The sequence below is a fragment of the Micromonospora sp. WMMD735 genome (assembly GCF_049178995.1).
Taxonomy (GTDB): Bacteria; Actinomycetota; Actinomycetes; order Mycobacteriales; family Micromonosporaceae; genus Micromonospora; species Micromonospora wenchangensis.
This window is the reverse complement of record NZ_JBMHMJ010000002.1, coordinates 5,425,040-5,439,353: the sequence shown is the minus strand read 5'-3', so window position 1 is coordinate 5,439,353 and position 14,314 is coordinate 5,425,040. Positions and strand designations below refer to the sequence as shown.

Below are 14,314 nucleotides of genomic sequence, written 5' to 3'. Positions count from 1 at the left end.
CGGTCAGAGGCCGCCGGGAAGGCGTCCGGGGGCGAGCCGGCGGTGCGGGTCGAGGTGTTCCTTCGCCTCGCGCAGCCGGGGGATCACCGCTGCCTCACCCCACACGTCGATCTCACGACGCACCGCCGGGGGCGCGGCGACCACCACGCACCGGCCCCGGCGGGTCAACAGCACCCCACGGACGGCGGCGAGGATGCCGGCCACCCGGTCGACCGGGAGCGACCCGGGCAGCGCGGCGTGCACCACGCCCAGCCCGGCGGAACCACGCACCGACAGCGGGGCGCCGGCGGCGTCGCGCAGCGCGTAGACGGCGGCGTGCAGGTCGGCGGCCGGTGCCTCGACCCGCAGCGCGGTGTCACCCGGGGCGAACGGGTAGCGCCGCCACCAGGCCGGGGCGTCCGGAGCGAGGCTTGCCGTGCCGCCGAGCAGGGCGAGCAGGCGCTCGGCCCGCTCGGCCACCTCGGACCGGCCGCCCTCCAGCAGGACGGCCAGCTCACCGGCGCTGCCCCGGGGAGGCGGCGGGGCGGCCCGGCGGCCGGCCATCGCGGGATGGTTGGCGCGGGCCGACGCCTCGGCGGCCGACATCGGGCGACCGCCCGGCCCCGACGTCGCGCCCGCCGCCGGGGCGGTGGGCGGGCGGGGCGGCGACCCGGCGGCCGGCAGGTCCAGCTCGACGGCCGCCGGGTCGAGGTCGGCGGCGAGCACCGCCCGGACCAGGTCGTGCACCTCCAACGGGCTCCACACCGGCCGGGTCACCCACACCCGGCTCGGCGGCAGGGTGTGCGCGCGCAGCGTCGCCGAGACGAGCACGCCCAACCCGCCCTGCGAACCGCAGAGCAACCGGCCCAGGTCGAGGCCGACCGGTGGGGCCGCACCGGCCAGCTCGGCCGCGCTACGCCCGGCGCTGACCAGCTCACCGTCGGCGTCCAGCCAGCGCAGGCCGACGAGCTGCTCGCAGGCGGTGCCGTGCCGGTGCCGCAGCGGACCGGACTCGTCGGCGGCGAGCACCCCGCCGAGGGTGGCCCCGGGCGACGGCGGGTCGAGGGCCAGCCGACGGCCGGTGCGCTCCAGGGTGGCCTGCACGGCCCGCAGCGGGGTGCCGGCACCCACCTCGACGACCGGGGAGGCCGCCGGCCGGTGGCCGACCCCGGCGAGCCGGCCGGTGTCGAGCATGATGTCGACCCGGGCCGGTGCCGCACCCCAGTCGATCTTCGTGCCGGCGCCCCGGGGGACCACCGACAGATCGTGCCGGGCGGCGAGCCGCAGCACCTCGGCCGCCGCCCGGGGCCCACCGGGGACGGCCACCCACCGGGCGAGCCGGCCGGCGACCTCGTCGGCCGCGCCCGCGAACCGGGCGAAGGAGGGACCGCAGATCGCGGCCAACCGCTGGGTGATCTCCGTTGCACCGATCGAACCCGCTCCCGTCGACATGGCAGTCATCGTACACATGTTCTAAAGCGGCGCGTGGTGGTTCGACCGCGCGGCGGAGCGCGACGGGCCGGTAACGTGACGCCGTGACCACCGAGACCACCCCGCCCGTCGCCCGACAGGTCCGCGCGGAGCGCACCCACCACGGCGACACCGTCGTCGACGAGTACGCCTGGCTGGCCGCCAAGGACGACCCGGCGACCATCGCCCACCTCACCGCCGAGAACACCTACACGGAGCAGCGCACCGCGCACCTGGAAGCGTTACGCGGCACGCTGTTCGCCGAGACGAAGCAGCGCACCCAGGAGACCGACCTGTCGGTGCCCACCCGCAAGGGCGGCCACTGGTACTACACCCGCACCGTCGAGGGCCAGCAGTACGGCGTGCACTGCCGCCGCCCCGTCCGCGACGGCGAGACCGACCCGCCGGTCAGCGCGGACGGCGCCCCGCTCGACGGCGAGGAGGTGCTGCTCGACGGCAACCAGCTCGCCGAAGGGCACGACTTCTTCTCCCTCGGCGCGTTCGACGTCAGCCCCGACGGGCGCTGGCTGGCCTACTCGACGGACTTCTCCGGCGACGAGCGCTTCACCCTGCGGATCAAGAACCTGAGCACCGGTGAACTGCTCGGCGACGAGGTGCCCGACACCTTCTACGGCACCGCCTGGTCGGCCGACGCCAGCGTGCTGTTCTACATCACCGTCGACGAGGCGTGGCGGCCCAACCGGGTGTGGCGGCACACCGTCGGCACCCCGTCGGGCGAGGACGTGGTGGTGCACCTGGAGGAGGACGAGCGGTTCTGGGTGGGTGTCGAGCTGACCCGTTCCGAGCGGTTCGTGCTGATCGACAGCACCAGCAAGGTCACCAGCGAGGTGCGGGTCATCCCGGCCGACAACCCGACAGGTGAGCCGGCGGTGATCGCCCCGCGCCGGCAGGGTGTCGAGTACAGCGTCGAGCACCACGGGCACCGCTTCCTGATCCTGCACAACGACGGCGCGGAGGACTTCGCGCTGGCGTACACCTCGGCGGACGCGCCCGGCGACTGGGTGCCGCTGATCCCGCACAGCCCCGGCACCCGGCTGGAGTCGGTCGACGCGTTCGCCGACCACCTGGTCGTCTCGCTGCGCAGCAACGGCCTGACCGGGCTGCGGGTGCTCCCCGTCGGCGGCGGCGACGCCCACGACATCGAGTTCCCCGAGCCGATCCACAGCGTCGGGCTGGACGCCAACCCGGAATACCGCACCCGGCAGCTCCGGTTCCGCTACACCTCGCTGGTCACCCCCGACTCGGTCTACGACTACGACCTGGTCACCCGGGAGCTGACGCTGCGCCGCCGCAAGCCGGTGCTCCCCGGCCCGGACGGCCGCGCGTACGACCCGGACGACTACGAGCAGCACCGCGAATGGGCGCTCGCCGACGACGGCACCCGGGTGCCGATCTCGCTGGTCTGCCGCCGGGACACCCCGCGCGACGGCTCCGCCCCCGCCGTGATCTACGGGTACGGCTCGTACGAGGCCAGCATGGACCCGTGGTTCTCCGTCGCCCGGCTCAGCCTGCTCGACCGGGGCGTGGTGTTCGCCGTCGCGCACATCCGGGGCGGCGGTGAACTGGGCCGCCGGTGGTACGACGAGGGCAAGCTGCTGGCCAAGAAGAACACCTTCACCGACTTCGTAGCCTGTGCCCGGCACCTGGTCAAGTCCGGCTGGACGGCGGCCGACCGGCTGGTCGCCCGGGGCGCCTCGGCCGGGGGCCTGCTGATGGGCGCGGTGGCCAACCTCGCCCCGGACGCGTTCACCGGGATCGTCGCGCAGGTGCCCTTCGTCGACGCGCTCACCTCGATCCTCGACCCGTCGCTGCCGTTGACGGTCACCGAGTGGGAGGAGTGGGGCAACCCGCTCGCCGACCCGGAGGTGTACGCGTACATGAAGTCGTACACCCCGTATGAGAACGTCGCCCCCGTCGACTATCCGGCGATCCTGGCGGTGACCAGCCTCAACGACACCCGGGTGCTCTACCACGAGCCGGCCAAGTGGATCGCCCGGCTACGGGCGGTGGCCCCGCAGGGCGACTACCTGCTCAAGACCGAGATGGGTGCCGGTCACGGCGGCCCCAGCGGCCGGTACGACGCCTGGCGCGAGGAGGCGTTCATCAACGCCTGGATCCTCGACCGGCTGGGCCGGGCCTGAGCGCCGCCCCCGGTCCCCCGCCGGGCCGGGGCCGGTCCCCGGGCCGGCGGGGGACCGGCGGGCCGGCAGGGCTCGGCGGGCGGTTGCCGCTGCGCACCGGCTGATCGCGGTCAGCCGGTGCGGAGTTCCTCGACGGCGGTGCTCGTCCGCAGGAAGAGCAGGCCGACACCGACCGTGACCAGCACGGCGGCCAGGGCACCCGCACCGACCCCGGCGAGTTGCGCCCACGGCAGCTCGGGTGTCACCACGACCTCGGGCACCCACACCTCACGCAGGGCCGACGGGTCGGCGCACCGGACGGCGTCACCCGTGCACACCTGGACGGAGTGCGCCCCGTAGCTGCGTGGGCGGCCCGCGACGCCCCAGATGAGCAGCAGACCGACGGCAAGCGCCAGCACGATGGCCGGCACCGCCGGGGCCAGCGCCTGCCAGACCACCGACCGGCCGATGACGCCCCGGGGAACCCCGGAGGCGACCAGTGCCGCGTACGTGCGGCGGCGGGCGACGATCCCCTCGACCAGGGCGACGACCAGGCCACCAGCGGCCAGCGCCACGGCGACCTGGGCGGCCCGGTCGACCAGGTCCATCGTGTTCAGGTAGAAGTCGTCGCTGCCGGCCAGGCCCTGGCCGGTGGCCTCGTTCGCCGTCATGTCGGCGATCATCGAGGCGCGGAGCCCGGCCGCGCCCGCCCCCACGATCACCGCCGCCAGCAGGGCGGCCAGGGTCCGGCTGCCGGCCCACGGGTCGGCGGTCAACCTTCGGGCGGCCAGCAACACGGCCGCCCCGCGACCCCACCGGTGCAGCAGCCGCCCGGCCGTGTACGACAGCCAGCCGGTGCCGACCACCACCCCGACCAGCGCGGCCAGCCCACCACCGAACATCAGCGCCGGCTCCAGCAGTGCCGGCGGGTCCTGAGCACGCTCGGCGTACCACCTGTTGATCGGGGCGAGCAGGCCGAACGCGGTCGGCCCGGCCAGGATCAGCAGGCCGGCCCACGGCCTCGGGGCACGTTCCCGGCGGGTCCGCCGGACCACGCCGAGCGGGGTCGCGGTGACCCGGCGCAGCAGGACGACACCGACCAGCCCGGCCAGCACCGGCAGGCCGAGCACCACCGCCGCGATCGTCGACGGCGACGGCAGCACGTCGGTCGGCAGCGGCAGGAGCCCCCGGGCGTCGGGCCGGTGCAGCAGCACCCGGCCCACCAGGTACGTCCCCAGCCCGACCAGGGTGCCGAGCAGGCTGGCCAGCCCCGTCTCCACCGCGACCAGCACGGTCACCTGCCCGGGGGTGGCCCCGGCCAGCCGGAACGCGGCCAGTCGCCGGTCCCGGGCCGGCGCGCCGAGCCGGACGCACTGCCCGGCCAGGGCGAGCACCGGGACGGCGAGCAGCAGCAACGCGACCGCCGTCCCGCCGCGCAGGCCGGGCTCGCGCAGCAGCGCGTTGCCGTACTGCTCGGCGTTGTTCGCGCCCCGCCCGCCGGGTGGGGTGGGGATGGCCAGCACGGTGAGGGCGGCCAACGCGGCGAGCGCGGCCAGGGCGGCGCTGAGCGCGGTGAGGACGACCCGGGCGGTGTCGGTGCGGTTGCCGGCCAGGGCGAGCCGCAGCGCGACGACCGGTGTCACCTGGCGACCGCGCCGGGACCGGCCACCGGGGCGAGGGGTTCGTCCAGGCCGAGGCCGGTCGGGTCGACCACGCCGTCGCGGAGCATCACCTCGCGGTCGGCGTACGCGGCGATCCGGGGTTCGTGGGTGACCAGGACGATGGTGGTGCCCTGTTCCCGGGCGAGCTGGACGAGCCGGGTGAGGACCTCCTCGCCGCCGAGCGTGTCGAGCGCGCCGGTCGGCTCGTCGGCGAAGAGCACCCGGGGCCCGGTGACCAGGGCGCGGGCGGTGGCGCAGCGCTGCTGCTGCCCGCCGGACATCGCGCCGGGGCGCACGTCGGCGAGGTGGGCGACGCCGAGCCGGTCCAGCCATTCGCGCGCCACCCGCCCTGCTCCTCGCCGCCCCGTGCCGGCGAGGAGCAGGGGCAGGGCGACGTTCTCCGCCGCGGTCAGCTCGGGGACGAGCTGACCGAACTGGAACAACACCCCGAACTCGGTACGGCGCAGCCGGGACCGCGCCGCCTCGGGCCAGGTGTCGATCCGCTCCCCCCGCCAGTGCACCTCACCCTCGTCGGGGCGCAGGATCCCGGCGAGGCAGTGCAGCAGGGTGGACTTGCCGCAGCCGCTGGGCCCGGTCACCGCGACGATCTCCCCCTCGAAGACGTCGAGGCTGACGCCGCGCAGGGCCGGGGTCGGACCGTACGACCGGACCACGCCGCGTGCCTGGAGTCCGCTCACGGGTGCACCTCCCGGTGCCAGTCGACGACGCGGTTCAGGGTGGTGCGCAGCCACCGCAGGTCGGCGTCGAGGTGGGCGATGACGTAGTCGACGGCGACGACGTCGGCGAGGGTGGACGCGGGCGCCGTCTTGACGGCGGTGAGTTCGCGCAGCCGCTCGGTGTGCGCCCGCGCCTGGGCGATCAGGTAGGACCGGGCCGCGTTGAGATCGGCGACCAGCAACGCCACCGCCACCTTGGTGAAGAGCGCGCTCGTCACGTACGGCATGGGTGGCTCGACGGCGGCGAGCCAGCCGGTGAGCGCGGCCCGGCCCTGGTCGGTGAGGGTGTAGGCGGTCCGGTCGGGGCCGGCCTCGCGTTCCTGGCCGGCGCTGACCACCAGGCCGTCGCGTTGCAGGCGGCCCAGGGTGGCGTAGACCTGCCCGAAGGCGAGCGGCTTGGCCCGGGGCAGCCGGGTGTCGTGGGCCCGCTTCAGCTCGTAGCCGTGCCGGCTGCCGGCAGCCAGCAACCCGAGCAGCACGTGCGACGTGGACACCGGGCTAACTATTCATTCGGCGAATAGCCGCTGTCAAGCAGCTCCGTCGATCCGGCTGGGGGTGGCCCGGCGGGCGGTGGACGGTCCGGCGGGCGGCCCGGCCCACCGGGTGCGGCGACCCGGTGGACGGGAGCGGTCAGCTCGTCCAGGCCGGGTCGCGACCGGTGCGGCCGAGCAGCCGGTCCAGTTCGCTCCCGTCCGCCTCGACCGGCACCTCCGCACCGAAGGCGCCCATCTGCCGGCCCATCGGGCCCATCTCGTCCATGAAGCCGTGCAGCGCCGCGATGCTCTCCCGCGCCGGCTGGAACGGCTGGCCGGTCGCCCGCGCCAGGTCCCAGCCGTGCACCACCATGTCTGCCACTCCCATCAGGCCGAGCGTCGACCGGGGCAGCCCCATCGCCGGCGCGACACCCTCCTCGCTGGCCGGGTCGTCCCAGGCCACGACGAGCTGCTCCACCTCGGCGGCGAACCGGTCCCGCCAGCCCGGCTCCGCCACGTGATCGGTCTTGACCGACCAGTCCGTCTCCTGCCCGACGGCCAGGCGTTGGAAGTTGACCGCCACGTCGTACACGTGGTTGATCAGCCCGCGGACGGTGTACTCCGCGCACGGGGTGGGCAGGTCGAGCTGGTCGTCGCCGACCGCCCGGACCAACTCCACGGTCCTCGGGGCGGCGGCGGCCAGCAGCTCACTAGTCTTCGTTGGCATACGGCCAGCGTATGAAGGTGGTCTTGAACGAATGCGACAGCCACGCGGGGACCACCGGGGCATCCTCGATCCGGCCCGGCTCCGCCGGGAGCTGCGGTTCCGGCGGTACCTGCCGGACCCCGCGCTGCGCCCGTGGGTGGAGCACTACTGGCTGGTCGACTGGGCACTGACCGCGCCGTTCACCCAGCAGGTGGTGCCGCACCCGGCCGTCAACGTGGTGTTCCGCCGCGACGCCGCCGGCCCGGAGACCGCCGAGGTGGCCGGGGTCGGCCGCACCCTGTTCACCGTCACCCTGACCGGCACCGGAACGGTCAGCGGCATCCAGTTCCGCCCCGGGGGTTTCCGCCCGTTCTGGCGTCGCCCGGTCTCCGGTCTCACCGACCGGCACGTCCCGCTCGACACCGACCCGGCCGCCGCCCGCGCCGCCCGGTCCGCCGTCGCGTCACCCCGCTGCGAGGGTACGGACGACGAGCGCCAGCGGGCGTTGGACGCCTTCCTGCTCGCCTGGGCGCCACAGCCCGACCCGGCGACGGCCGAGGCGATCGCCCTGGCCGAGACGATCCGCACCGACCGGAGCGTGCTACGGGTGGACGACCTCGCCCGCCGGCACGGCCTGTCCGTACGGCGGTTGCAGCGGCTCTTCCTGGACCACGTCGGCGTCAGCCCCAAGTGGGTGATCCGTCGCTACCGCCTGCTGGAGGCGATCGAACAGGTCATCATCGGGCTGCCCGACTGGGCCGCCCTCGCCGCCGACCTCGGCTACAGCGACCAGGCCCACCTGGCCCGCGACTTCGCGGCCGTCACCGGTCACACCCCCACCGGCTACGCCCGCTCCCTGCGTTGACCCCCGTGCCGCAGCCGGCGGCGTCGCCCGAGGAGCACGGAGAGTCGGCGGTCCGCACCGCCGCCGACCCTGCTTGCCCACGCCCCGACCCTGCCGGCCTGCGCTTCGATCCTGCTGGCTCCGCCGCTGGATGGCCCAACCCGTCCGAGGGCGGGCCCGACCGCACACTGCCGGACCAACCGGCGACCGCCTCGGTGGCTAGTGGCACGTCTGTGGAGATTTCTTGTCGTCATGGCCGCAAGAACTCTCCACGATCCGGATGCGTGCGCGCCGCACCGTCACCGCTCGCAGGCATCGTGCCGCCGCCCCGACCGATCCTGACACGGGGGCCGGTCCGGCAGCGGCCAAACCCAGCCCGGGATAGTAACTACAAGTAGTTATCATTCCACTCACCCCTGACCCGCCCGCGTCCTTTGCTCTGCTGACATCAAGGCGATAATTACTCAGCGTGGCGGACGGCTGCACAACACCTTCGAAAGTCTTGCGTCATGGCAGTTCAGCGTGCTGGCGCGAACAGGGCAGCAGAGCAAAGGAGGAGGAAGGGAGTTCTCGGGGATCAGTCGGCGATTACGGTGAGCAACATCCAGAGCGGACGGCCGCCTGATCACTCTCAGTAATCACGATACTGGTTGGGGGTGCCAGGGGCGGGTCCGGCGCACGAGGGCCCCTCAGCGGCGACGGACCGCCACCACCGCGACGTCGTCGTGGATCTCCGGCGGGGCCAGCTCCACCAGCAGCCGCTGGCAGAAGCCGTCCAGGTCGTCGTCGACCACCGTCGCGCAGGCCGCCAACGCGGCCAGGCCGTCGTCGATGGTGGTGTCCCGCCGCTCGATCAGCCCGTCGGTGTAGAGCACCAGCGTCGCCCCGGCCGGCAGGGTGAACTCCAGGTCCTCGGGGCGGTCCGCGCGCACCCCGAGCAGCGGGGCCGACTGCTGGACGAACTCCACCCGGCCGTCCACCGTCACCAACGCCGGCAGGTGCCCGGCGCTGGCCAGCCTGATCCGGCCCGTCGACGGGTGCAGCAGCAGGATGCACAGGGTCGCCAGCTCGTTGCGCAGCAGCGTCCGCATCAGCACGTTGAGCCGGTCCACGATCATCCCCGGCTGGTGCCCCTCCACCGCGTACGCCCGCATCGCGTGCCGCAGCTCGGCCATCACCGTCGCCGCGTGCAGCGAGTGGCCGGCGACGTCGCCGATCGCCACCAGCAGGTGCCCGTCGAGCATCACCAGCTCGTAGAAGTCCCCACCCACCTCGGTCTGCGCACTGGCCGGCTCGTAGCGCACCGCCAGGTCGAGGCCGGCGACGTCGGGCAGCCGGCGGGGCAGCAGGCTCCGCTGGAGGGTGACCGCGATCCGGTGCTCCTCGTCGTAGGAGCGCTGCGCCTCCACCGCCGAGGCGACCGCCTGCGCGAGCTGCACCAGCACCGGGGTCCGGGCGGTCTGGGTGGCGGTGGGCACCACCACGTACAGCGGGGCGCGGTCCTCCCTCAGCTTCGCGGCGGCCACCGTCACCGTGTCGTCGGCCGGCCACCGCACCAGCGCCCAGCCGTCGGGGGCGTCCACCCGGACGGTCGCCCCGGTCGGCACGCCGGTGTCGTCCACCACCCACGGCACGATCTCCGCCACCGCGCCCGGCCCGGCGGCGACCCCGGCCAGGCACTCCCCGTCGAAGGTCTCCGCGACCACCGCCGCCGGACTGCGGAAGATCTGGGCCGCACCGGCCGCCGCCTCCAGCAGCAGGCGGGCGAAGGTGGACGCGGCGTGCACCGCCACGGTCGTGTCAGCCAGCCCGGTGAGCCGCTCGGCGAGCAGTTCCGCCCGCTGCCGCGCCTGGTAGTAGCGCAGCACCGCGTGCGCGGTGGCGACCAGCTCCTCCGGCTCGATCGGTTCGGCCAGGTAGGCGTCCGCGCCCCGGGTCAGGCCCTGGGTCCGGTCCACCACGTCGACCGCGTGCGCGGACACGTGGATCACCGGAATGGCCGGATGGTCCGCCTTGATCCGCTCGCAGACCTCGAAACCGCTGAGATCCGGCAGCCGGACGTCGAGGACCACCAGGTCGATCGGGTCCACCCCGACCCGGGCCAGCGCCTCGGTGCCGTTCTCCGCCTCCCGCACGGTGAAACCCGCCCGGGTCAGCCAACTCACCAGCAGGTAGCGCTTGGTGGGGCTGTCGTCGACCACCAGGATCGTCGGCGGGGCGGCGGCCACCTCACCCTCCCGCCACGGGCAGGTCAACCATGAAACTGCTGCCCCGGCCCGGTTCGCTGGTCAGCGTCAGGGTGCCGCCGAGCAGCGTCACCAACCGCCGCGCGTACGGCAGGCCGAGGCCGGTGCCGCTGCGCCGGCTGGTGCCGGGCACCTGGTAGAACTCCTCGAACACCCGTTCGTGCAGCTCGGCGGGGATGCCCGGCCCGGTGTCCGAGACGCAGACGCGGAGCCGGTCGTCGACACGTTCGGCGCGCATCCGCACCTCACCCCGGTCGGTGAACTTCACCGCGTTGTGCAGCAGGTTGCGCAACACCTGGGCCAGCAGCACCTCGTCCGAGCGGAGCACCGTGCCCGGAGGCGGCTCCTCCACCACCAACTCCACCTCGGAACGCAGGGTGAGCGCACGCAGCGTCCCGCGCAGCTGCCCGAACACCGCCCGCAGGTCGACCTGCGCCCACTCCGGCTCGATCCGGCCGGCCTCCGCCTTGGCCAGGTCGAGCAGGTCGTTGACCAGGGAGAGCAGATCGGCGGCCGAGGACCGGATCAGCTCGACCTGCTGGGCCTGTTCGCCGGTGAGCGGGTCCGACGCCGAGTCGGTCAGCAACCGCCCCAGCCCGATGATCGCGGTCACCGGCGCCCGCAGTTCGTGGCTGACGTTGGCCAGGAACCGGCTCTTCGACTCGCTCGCCGCGCGGAGCTGGGCCGACTTCTCGTCCAGCTCGGCGTAGAGCGCCACCACGCCCCGGTTGGTCTCCTCCAGCTCCTCGGAGAGCTGGGTGTAGAGCGCCATCACACCCCGGTTGGTCTCCTCCAGCTCGGCGTTGAGCACGGCCAGCTCGTCACGCTGGCGGCGTACCTCGTCGAGGGCGGCGATGAGCTGCCCGTTCTGGGTGGCCAACTCGTCCAGGGCGCTGGCCGGCGCGCTGGCGCCCAGTTCGGCGCGCAGCTCCGCCAGGCGCTGCGGAGTCAGCGCCGCAGCGGTGTGCGGGACACGTCGGGACATCCTCACGACGGTATCCCCCTGCACGTCCGCCAGCCCCAGGGTGTCCACCAACCGCGCCACCGCGCCGGACTGCGGCTCGTACCGGTTGTCCGGCAACGGGCGCAGCGGGGCGAGGTCGACACTGAGCAGCCGCCGACCGTCCGGCTCCGTCACGCAGGAGAAGGTGACGTCCGCGCCGTCCACCGCGCGCAGCAGGTCCCGGGCCACCTCGCTGAGGGCGGTGGCGAACCGGACCTGGTCCTGGTGCTCCAGCCCGATCGCGGCGGCGACCTCCCGGCCCCGCTGGCGTACGCCGAAGATGTCCTGTTCCACCCGCAACGCCATCCGCAGCAGGGCTTCGCGGGCGGTCACGACGGGATTCTCGCGGCCAGCACGCAGGCGTCGTCCCGGCGTATCCCGGCGTCGCGCAGCAGGGTCGCCGCGACGACGACCGGCGCCCGCCCGAACAGACCCGGATAGTCCTCGGCGCGCCACCGGTCCACCACCCCGTCGCTCTGCATCACCAGCGTCGCGCCGGACGGGAACGGGTAGTCGTACCCGCGTACCGTCGGGCGCTGGTGGCCGGCGATGCCGGGCAGCGAGACCAGCCCCCGCCGGGTGCCGTCGGGGGCCAGCACGGTCCCGGTGATGTTGCCCAGGCCGGCGTAGCGCAGCAGGCCCGCCGCCGGGTCCAGCTCCGCCACCGCCACCGCGGCCCCCCGGGTGTGCGACATCGCCCGGTGCAGGTGCGTCACCACCACGGCGGGCGGCCCGTCCGGTGCGGACCGGAAGGCGGCCACGGCCGCCTCGGCGGCGACGTTGGCCAGCGGCCCGTGCCCCAGGCCGTCGCAGACGAGTACCTGGTGCCGACCGTCCCCGGTACGCACCGCGTGGCTGTCGCCGCTGACCTGCTCGCCGGTGATCGGGCGGGTCAACCCCGCCGCCCAGGCCGGGGTGACCGCGACCTCCTTCGCCCACACCTGCACCGCGAACACGGTGCCGCGTCCCGGCCGGGACCAGGCGTCGTACCAGCTGGCCTGCCGGGTGATGGCACCGAGCCCGATGCCCAGCGTGCCGGTGGTGGAGTGGCCGTCGCGGGAGGACACGGTCAGGTCGGCCATGCCGGGGCCGGAGTCGACGGCGACCAGCTCCACCCCGGCGGCGTCGGCGGTGCGCACCGGCCGCAGCAGCAGGACGCCCTCCTGGGCGTGCTTGACCAGGTTGCTGGTCAGTTCGGCGGCGACGATGGCCAGTTCGGCGACCCGGTTCTCGCCGATGCCGAGCTGACCGCCGAGGCGTTCCGCCGCGCGCCGCACGGTGCTGGCGGCGCTGCCGCTCTCCACCCGGTACCAGTGACCCGCGTCCGGCACCACGTCGTGGGTCATCGGGACCACTTGGTGACGGTGATCCGGGTGCCCTCGCCGGGGGCGGTCTGGATGTCGAAGTCGTCGACCAGCCGGCGGGAGCCGCTCAGACCGAGGCCGAGGCCGCCACCGGTGGTGTAACCGTCGGTGAGGGCGAGGTCCAGGTCGGCGATGCCCGGCCCGGAGTCGGCGAAGACGATCCGCACCCCGCGTCGCCGGCCGTCCTCGACGACCGTCACCTCGGCCGTGCCGCCGCCACCGTAGATGAGGGTGTTGCGGGCCAGCTCACTCGCGGCGGTGACCAGTTTCGTCTGGTCGACGAGGGAGAGCTTGGTGGCCACCGCCACGGTACGTACCAACTGGCGGACCCGGACGACGTCCTCGTCGCTGCCGATCGCCTGGGTCTTCGGGCCCAGGTCGACTCCCGCGGTCATGGCGATGTCGCCGCCGTCCCGGACTCGACGTCCTCGGGGTCGTCGGCGTACCCGGCGTCGTCGTCACGGGTCGCCGCGATCAGCTCCATGCCCCGTTCCACGTTCAGCGCGGTCCGGATGCCGTTGAGCGACAGGCCCAGCTCGACGAGGGTGATGGCGACCGCGGGACGCATCCCGACGACCACCGTCTCGGCGTCGAGCACCTTGGAGATCGAGGCGATGGTGGAGAGCATCCGGCCGACGAACGAGTCGACGATGTCCAGGGCGGTGATGTCGATGATGACGCCGTGGCAGCCGGTCGCCACGATCCGCTCGGCCAGGTCCTCCTGGAGGGTGACCGCCGTCTGGTCGGACATGTCGATCTGGATGGAGACCAGCAGGATGTCGCCGATCTTCAGGATCGGCACCCGTTCCATCACGCCTCCCGGCGCGGGTGCCGGCGGGACGTCTCGACCCCGGTGAGGCGCAGCACGTGCCGCAGGGCGTCGGCCAGGCTCGCCTTGGTGGCGATGTCGCCGAACTCGATGCCGAGGGCGACGATGGTCTGCGCGATCTGCGGGCGGATGCCGGAGATGATGCAGTCGGCCCCCATCAGCCGGGCGGCCACCACCGTCTTGAGGATGTGCTGGGCGACCTGGGTGTCGACCGCCGGCACGCCGGTGATGTCGATGATCGCGTACGGCGAGCCGGTGTCGACCAGGGTCTGGAGCAGCCGTTCCATCACCACCTGGGCGCGCGCCGAGTCGAGGGTGCCGACCAGCGGCACGGCGACCACGCCGTCCCAGATCTTCACCACCGGGGTGGAGAGTTCGAGCAGCTGCTCGGCCTGGTCGGCGATCAGCCCCTCGCGGGCCTGCACGTAGGTCTCGAAGGTGAGCAGCCCCATCCGGTCGACCAGGCCGGTGAAGTCCAGGATGTCCCGCAGCGACAGCTCGACGCCGTCGGTCTCGGCCAGGTCGACCAGGACGTCCTTGAGTGCGTAGATGCTGATCGCGGTCTCGGTGGCGGTGAAGCTCTGCCGGGCCCGGCTGCGGGACAGGTCGGCGAGCACCGCGCGCAGCTCGCCCGCCTCGGGCTTCTGGAGGTCGGCCAGGCCCGCGCCGCCAGCGTTGATCATGCTAGCGTGCAGTTCCTGCACCTGCAGGCGCAGCTCGGCCTGGCTCAGCCGACCGCGCAGCGAGGCGGCGACGAGTTCGGTCCACCGCTGCACGACCCGCTCAGCATGCTCACTCAGCAGCCCGACGAGCCGGTCGCCCCCGTCTGCGGTCAACGCCATGGTTACCTCCTGTGAGCTG

Annotated in this window: 13 protein-coding genes; 2 read left to right on the top strand and 11 right to left on the bottom strand. The window is 73.9% G+C overall.

Going from position 1 to position 14,314, the window contains the following annotated elements:
• Positions 1-3: 3 nt before the first annotated feature.
• On the bottom strand, positions 4-1,431 hold the full coding sequence (locus tag ACN268_RS23700) for an FAD-binding oxidoreductase (RefSeq protein ID WP_421485055.1): 1,428 nt from the start codon (positions 1,429-1,431) through the stop codon (positions 4-6).
• A gap of 83 nt (positions 1,432-1,514) precedes the next feature.
• On the opposite strand from ACN268_RS23700, the gene ACN268_RS23695 reads away from it, so the two are divergent.
• Positions 1,515-3,611 carry a S9 family peptidase gene (locus ACN268_RS23695; protein ID WP_421485054.1) on the top strand — a complete coding sequence of 699 codons (2,097 nt, stop codon included), beginning with the start codon at positions 1,515-1,517 and terminating at the stop codon, positions 3,609-3,611.
• Between the two features lie 110 nt (positions 3,612-3,721).
• On the opposite strand, the gene ACN268_RS23690 is transcribed toward ACN268_RS23695, so the two are convergent.
• From ACN268_RS23690 to ACN268_RS23675, 4 genes are all read right to left on the bottom strand, one after another.
• Positions 3,722-5,233: an FtsX-like permease family protein gene (locus tag ACN268_RS23690; RefSeq protein WP_421485053.1), complete on the bottom strand. Its 1,512-nt coding sequence runs from the start codon at positions 5,231-5,233 to the stop codon at positions 3,722-3,724.
• Positions 5,230-5,949: an ABC transporter ATP-binding protein gene (locus tag ACN268_RS23685; protein WP_421485052.1), complete on the bottom strand. Its 720-nt coding sequence runs from the start codon at positions 5,947-5,949 to the stop codon at positions 5,230-5,232. The genes ACN268_RS23690 and ACN268_RS23685 overlap by 4 nt, the downstream gene beginning before the upstream one ends.
• Positions 5,946-6,482 (bottom strand): PadR family transcriptional regulator, encoded by a 537-nt coding sequence (locus ACN268_RS23680; protein ID WP_421485051.1) that lies wholly within the window; start codon positions 6,480-6,482, stop codon positions 5,946-5,948. Before ACN268_RS23680 ends, ACN268_RS23685 begins: the two co-directional genes overlap by 4 nt.
• A 136-nt stretch (positions 6,483-6,618) precedes the next feature.
• Complete coding sequence (locus ACN268_RS23675; protein WP_421485050.1) at positions 6,619-7,188, bottom strand: TIGR03086 family metal-binding protein; 570 nt, start codon at positions 7,186-7,188, stop codon at positions 6,619-6,621.
• A gap of 31 nt (positions 7,189-7,219) precedes the next feature.
• Between ACN268_RS23675 and ACN268_RS23670 the strand changes: the two genes are divergently transcribed.
• Positions 7,220-8,032, top strand: a complete 813-nt coding sequence (locus tag ACN268_RS23670; protein WP_421485049.1) for an AraC family transcriptional regulator — start codon at positions 7,220-7,222, stop codon at positions 8,030-8,032.
• A 668-nt stretch (positions 8,033-8,700) separates the two neighbouring features.
• On the opposite strand, the gene ACN268_RS23665 is transcribed toward ACN268_RS23670, so the two are convergent.
• The 6 genes from ACN268_RS23665 to ACN268_RS23640 are packed head-to-tail and all read right to left on the bottom strand — an operon-like array spanning position 8,701 to position 14,295.
• A complete protein-coding gene (locus ACN268_RS23665; RefSeq protein WP_421485048.1) occupies positions 8,701-10,266 on the bottom strand; it encodes a SpoIIE family protein phosphatase in 1,566 nt (521 codons plus the stop codon).
• On the bottom strand, positions 10,241-11,566 hold the full coding sequence (locus ACN268_RS23660) for an ATP-binding protein (protein WP_421486977.1): 1,326 nt from the start codon (positions 11,564-11,566) through the stop codon (positions 10,241-10,243). The genes ACN268_RS23665 and ACN268_RS23660 overlap by 26 nt, the downstream gene beginning before the upstream one ends.
• Before the next feature lie 23 nt (positions 11,567-11,589).
• Positions 11,590-12,606 carry a SpoIIE family protein phosphatase gene (locus ACN268_RS23655; protein WP_421485047.1) on the bottom strand — a complete coding sequence of 339 codons (1,017 nt, stop codon included), beginning with the start codon at positions 12,604-12,606 and terminating at the stop codon, positions 11,590-11,592.
• The gene (locus ACN268_RS23650; RefSeq protein WP_421485046.1) at positions 12,603-13,019 is read right to left on the bottom strand and encodes an anti-sigma regulatory factor; all 417 of its coding nucleotides are present in this window, start codon (positions 13,017-13,019) and stop codon (positions 12,603-12,605) included. The genes ACN268_RS23655 and ACN268_RS23650 overlap by 4 nt, the downstream gene beginning before the upstream one ends.
• Complete coding sequence (locus ACN268_RS23645; RefSeq protein ID WP_421485045.1) at positions 13,016-13,435, bottom strand: STAS domain-containing protein; 420 nt, start codon at positions 13,433-13,435, stop codon at positions 13,016-13,018. The genes ACN268_RS23650 and ACN268_RS23645 overlap by 4 nt, the downstream gene beginning before the upstream one ends.
• Complete coding sequence (locus ACN268_RS23640) at positions 13,435-14,295, bottom strand: STAS domain-containing protein (protein ID WP_421485044.1); 861 nt, start codon at positions 14,293-14,295, stop codon at positions 13,435-13,437. Before ACN268_RS23640 ends, ACN268_RS23645 begins: the two co-directional genes overlap by 1 nt.
• Between the last annotated feature and the right edge of the window lie 19 nt (positions 14,296-14,314).

Excerpts from the sequence above, each read along its gene's own strand:
- ACN268_RS23700 (WP_421485055.1), bottom strand. The coding sequence starts at position 1,431 with ATGTCGACGGGAGCGGGTTCGATCGGTGCAACGGAGATCACCCAGCGG.
- ACN268_RS23675 (WP_421485050.1), bottom strand. The coding sequence starts at position 7,188 with ATGCCAACGAAGACTAGTGAGCTGCTGGCCGCCGCCGCCCCGAGGACC.
- ACN268_RS23670 (WP_421485049.1), top strand. The coding sequence starts at position 7,220 with ATGCGACAGCCACGCGGGGACCACCGGGGCATCCTCGATCCGGCCCGG.
- ACN268_RS23660 (WP_421486977.1), bottom strand. The coding sequence starts at position 11,566 with ATGGCGTTGCGGGTGGAACAGGACATCTTCGGCGTACGCCAGCGGGGC.
- ACN268_RS23655 (WP_421485047.1), bottom strand. The coding sequence starts at position 12,606 with ATGACCCACGACGTGGTGCCGGACGCGGGTCACTGGTACCGGGTGGAG.
- ACN268_RS23650 (WP_421485046.1), bottom strand. The coding sequence starts at position 13,019 with ATGACCGCGGGAGTCGACCTGGGCCCGAAGACCCAGGCGATCGGCAGC.
- ACN268_RS23645 (WP_421485045.1), bottom strand. The coding sequence starts at position 13,435 with ATGGAACGGGTGCCGATCCTGAAGATCGGCGACATCCTGCTGGTCTCC.
- ACN268_RS23640 (WP_421485044.1), bottom strand. The coding sequence starts at position 14,295 with ATGGCGTTGACCGCAGACGGGGGCGACCGGCTCGTCGGGCTGCTGAGT.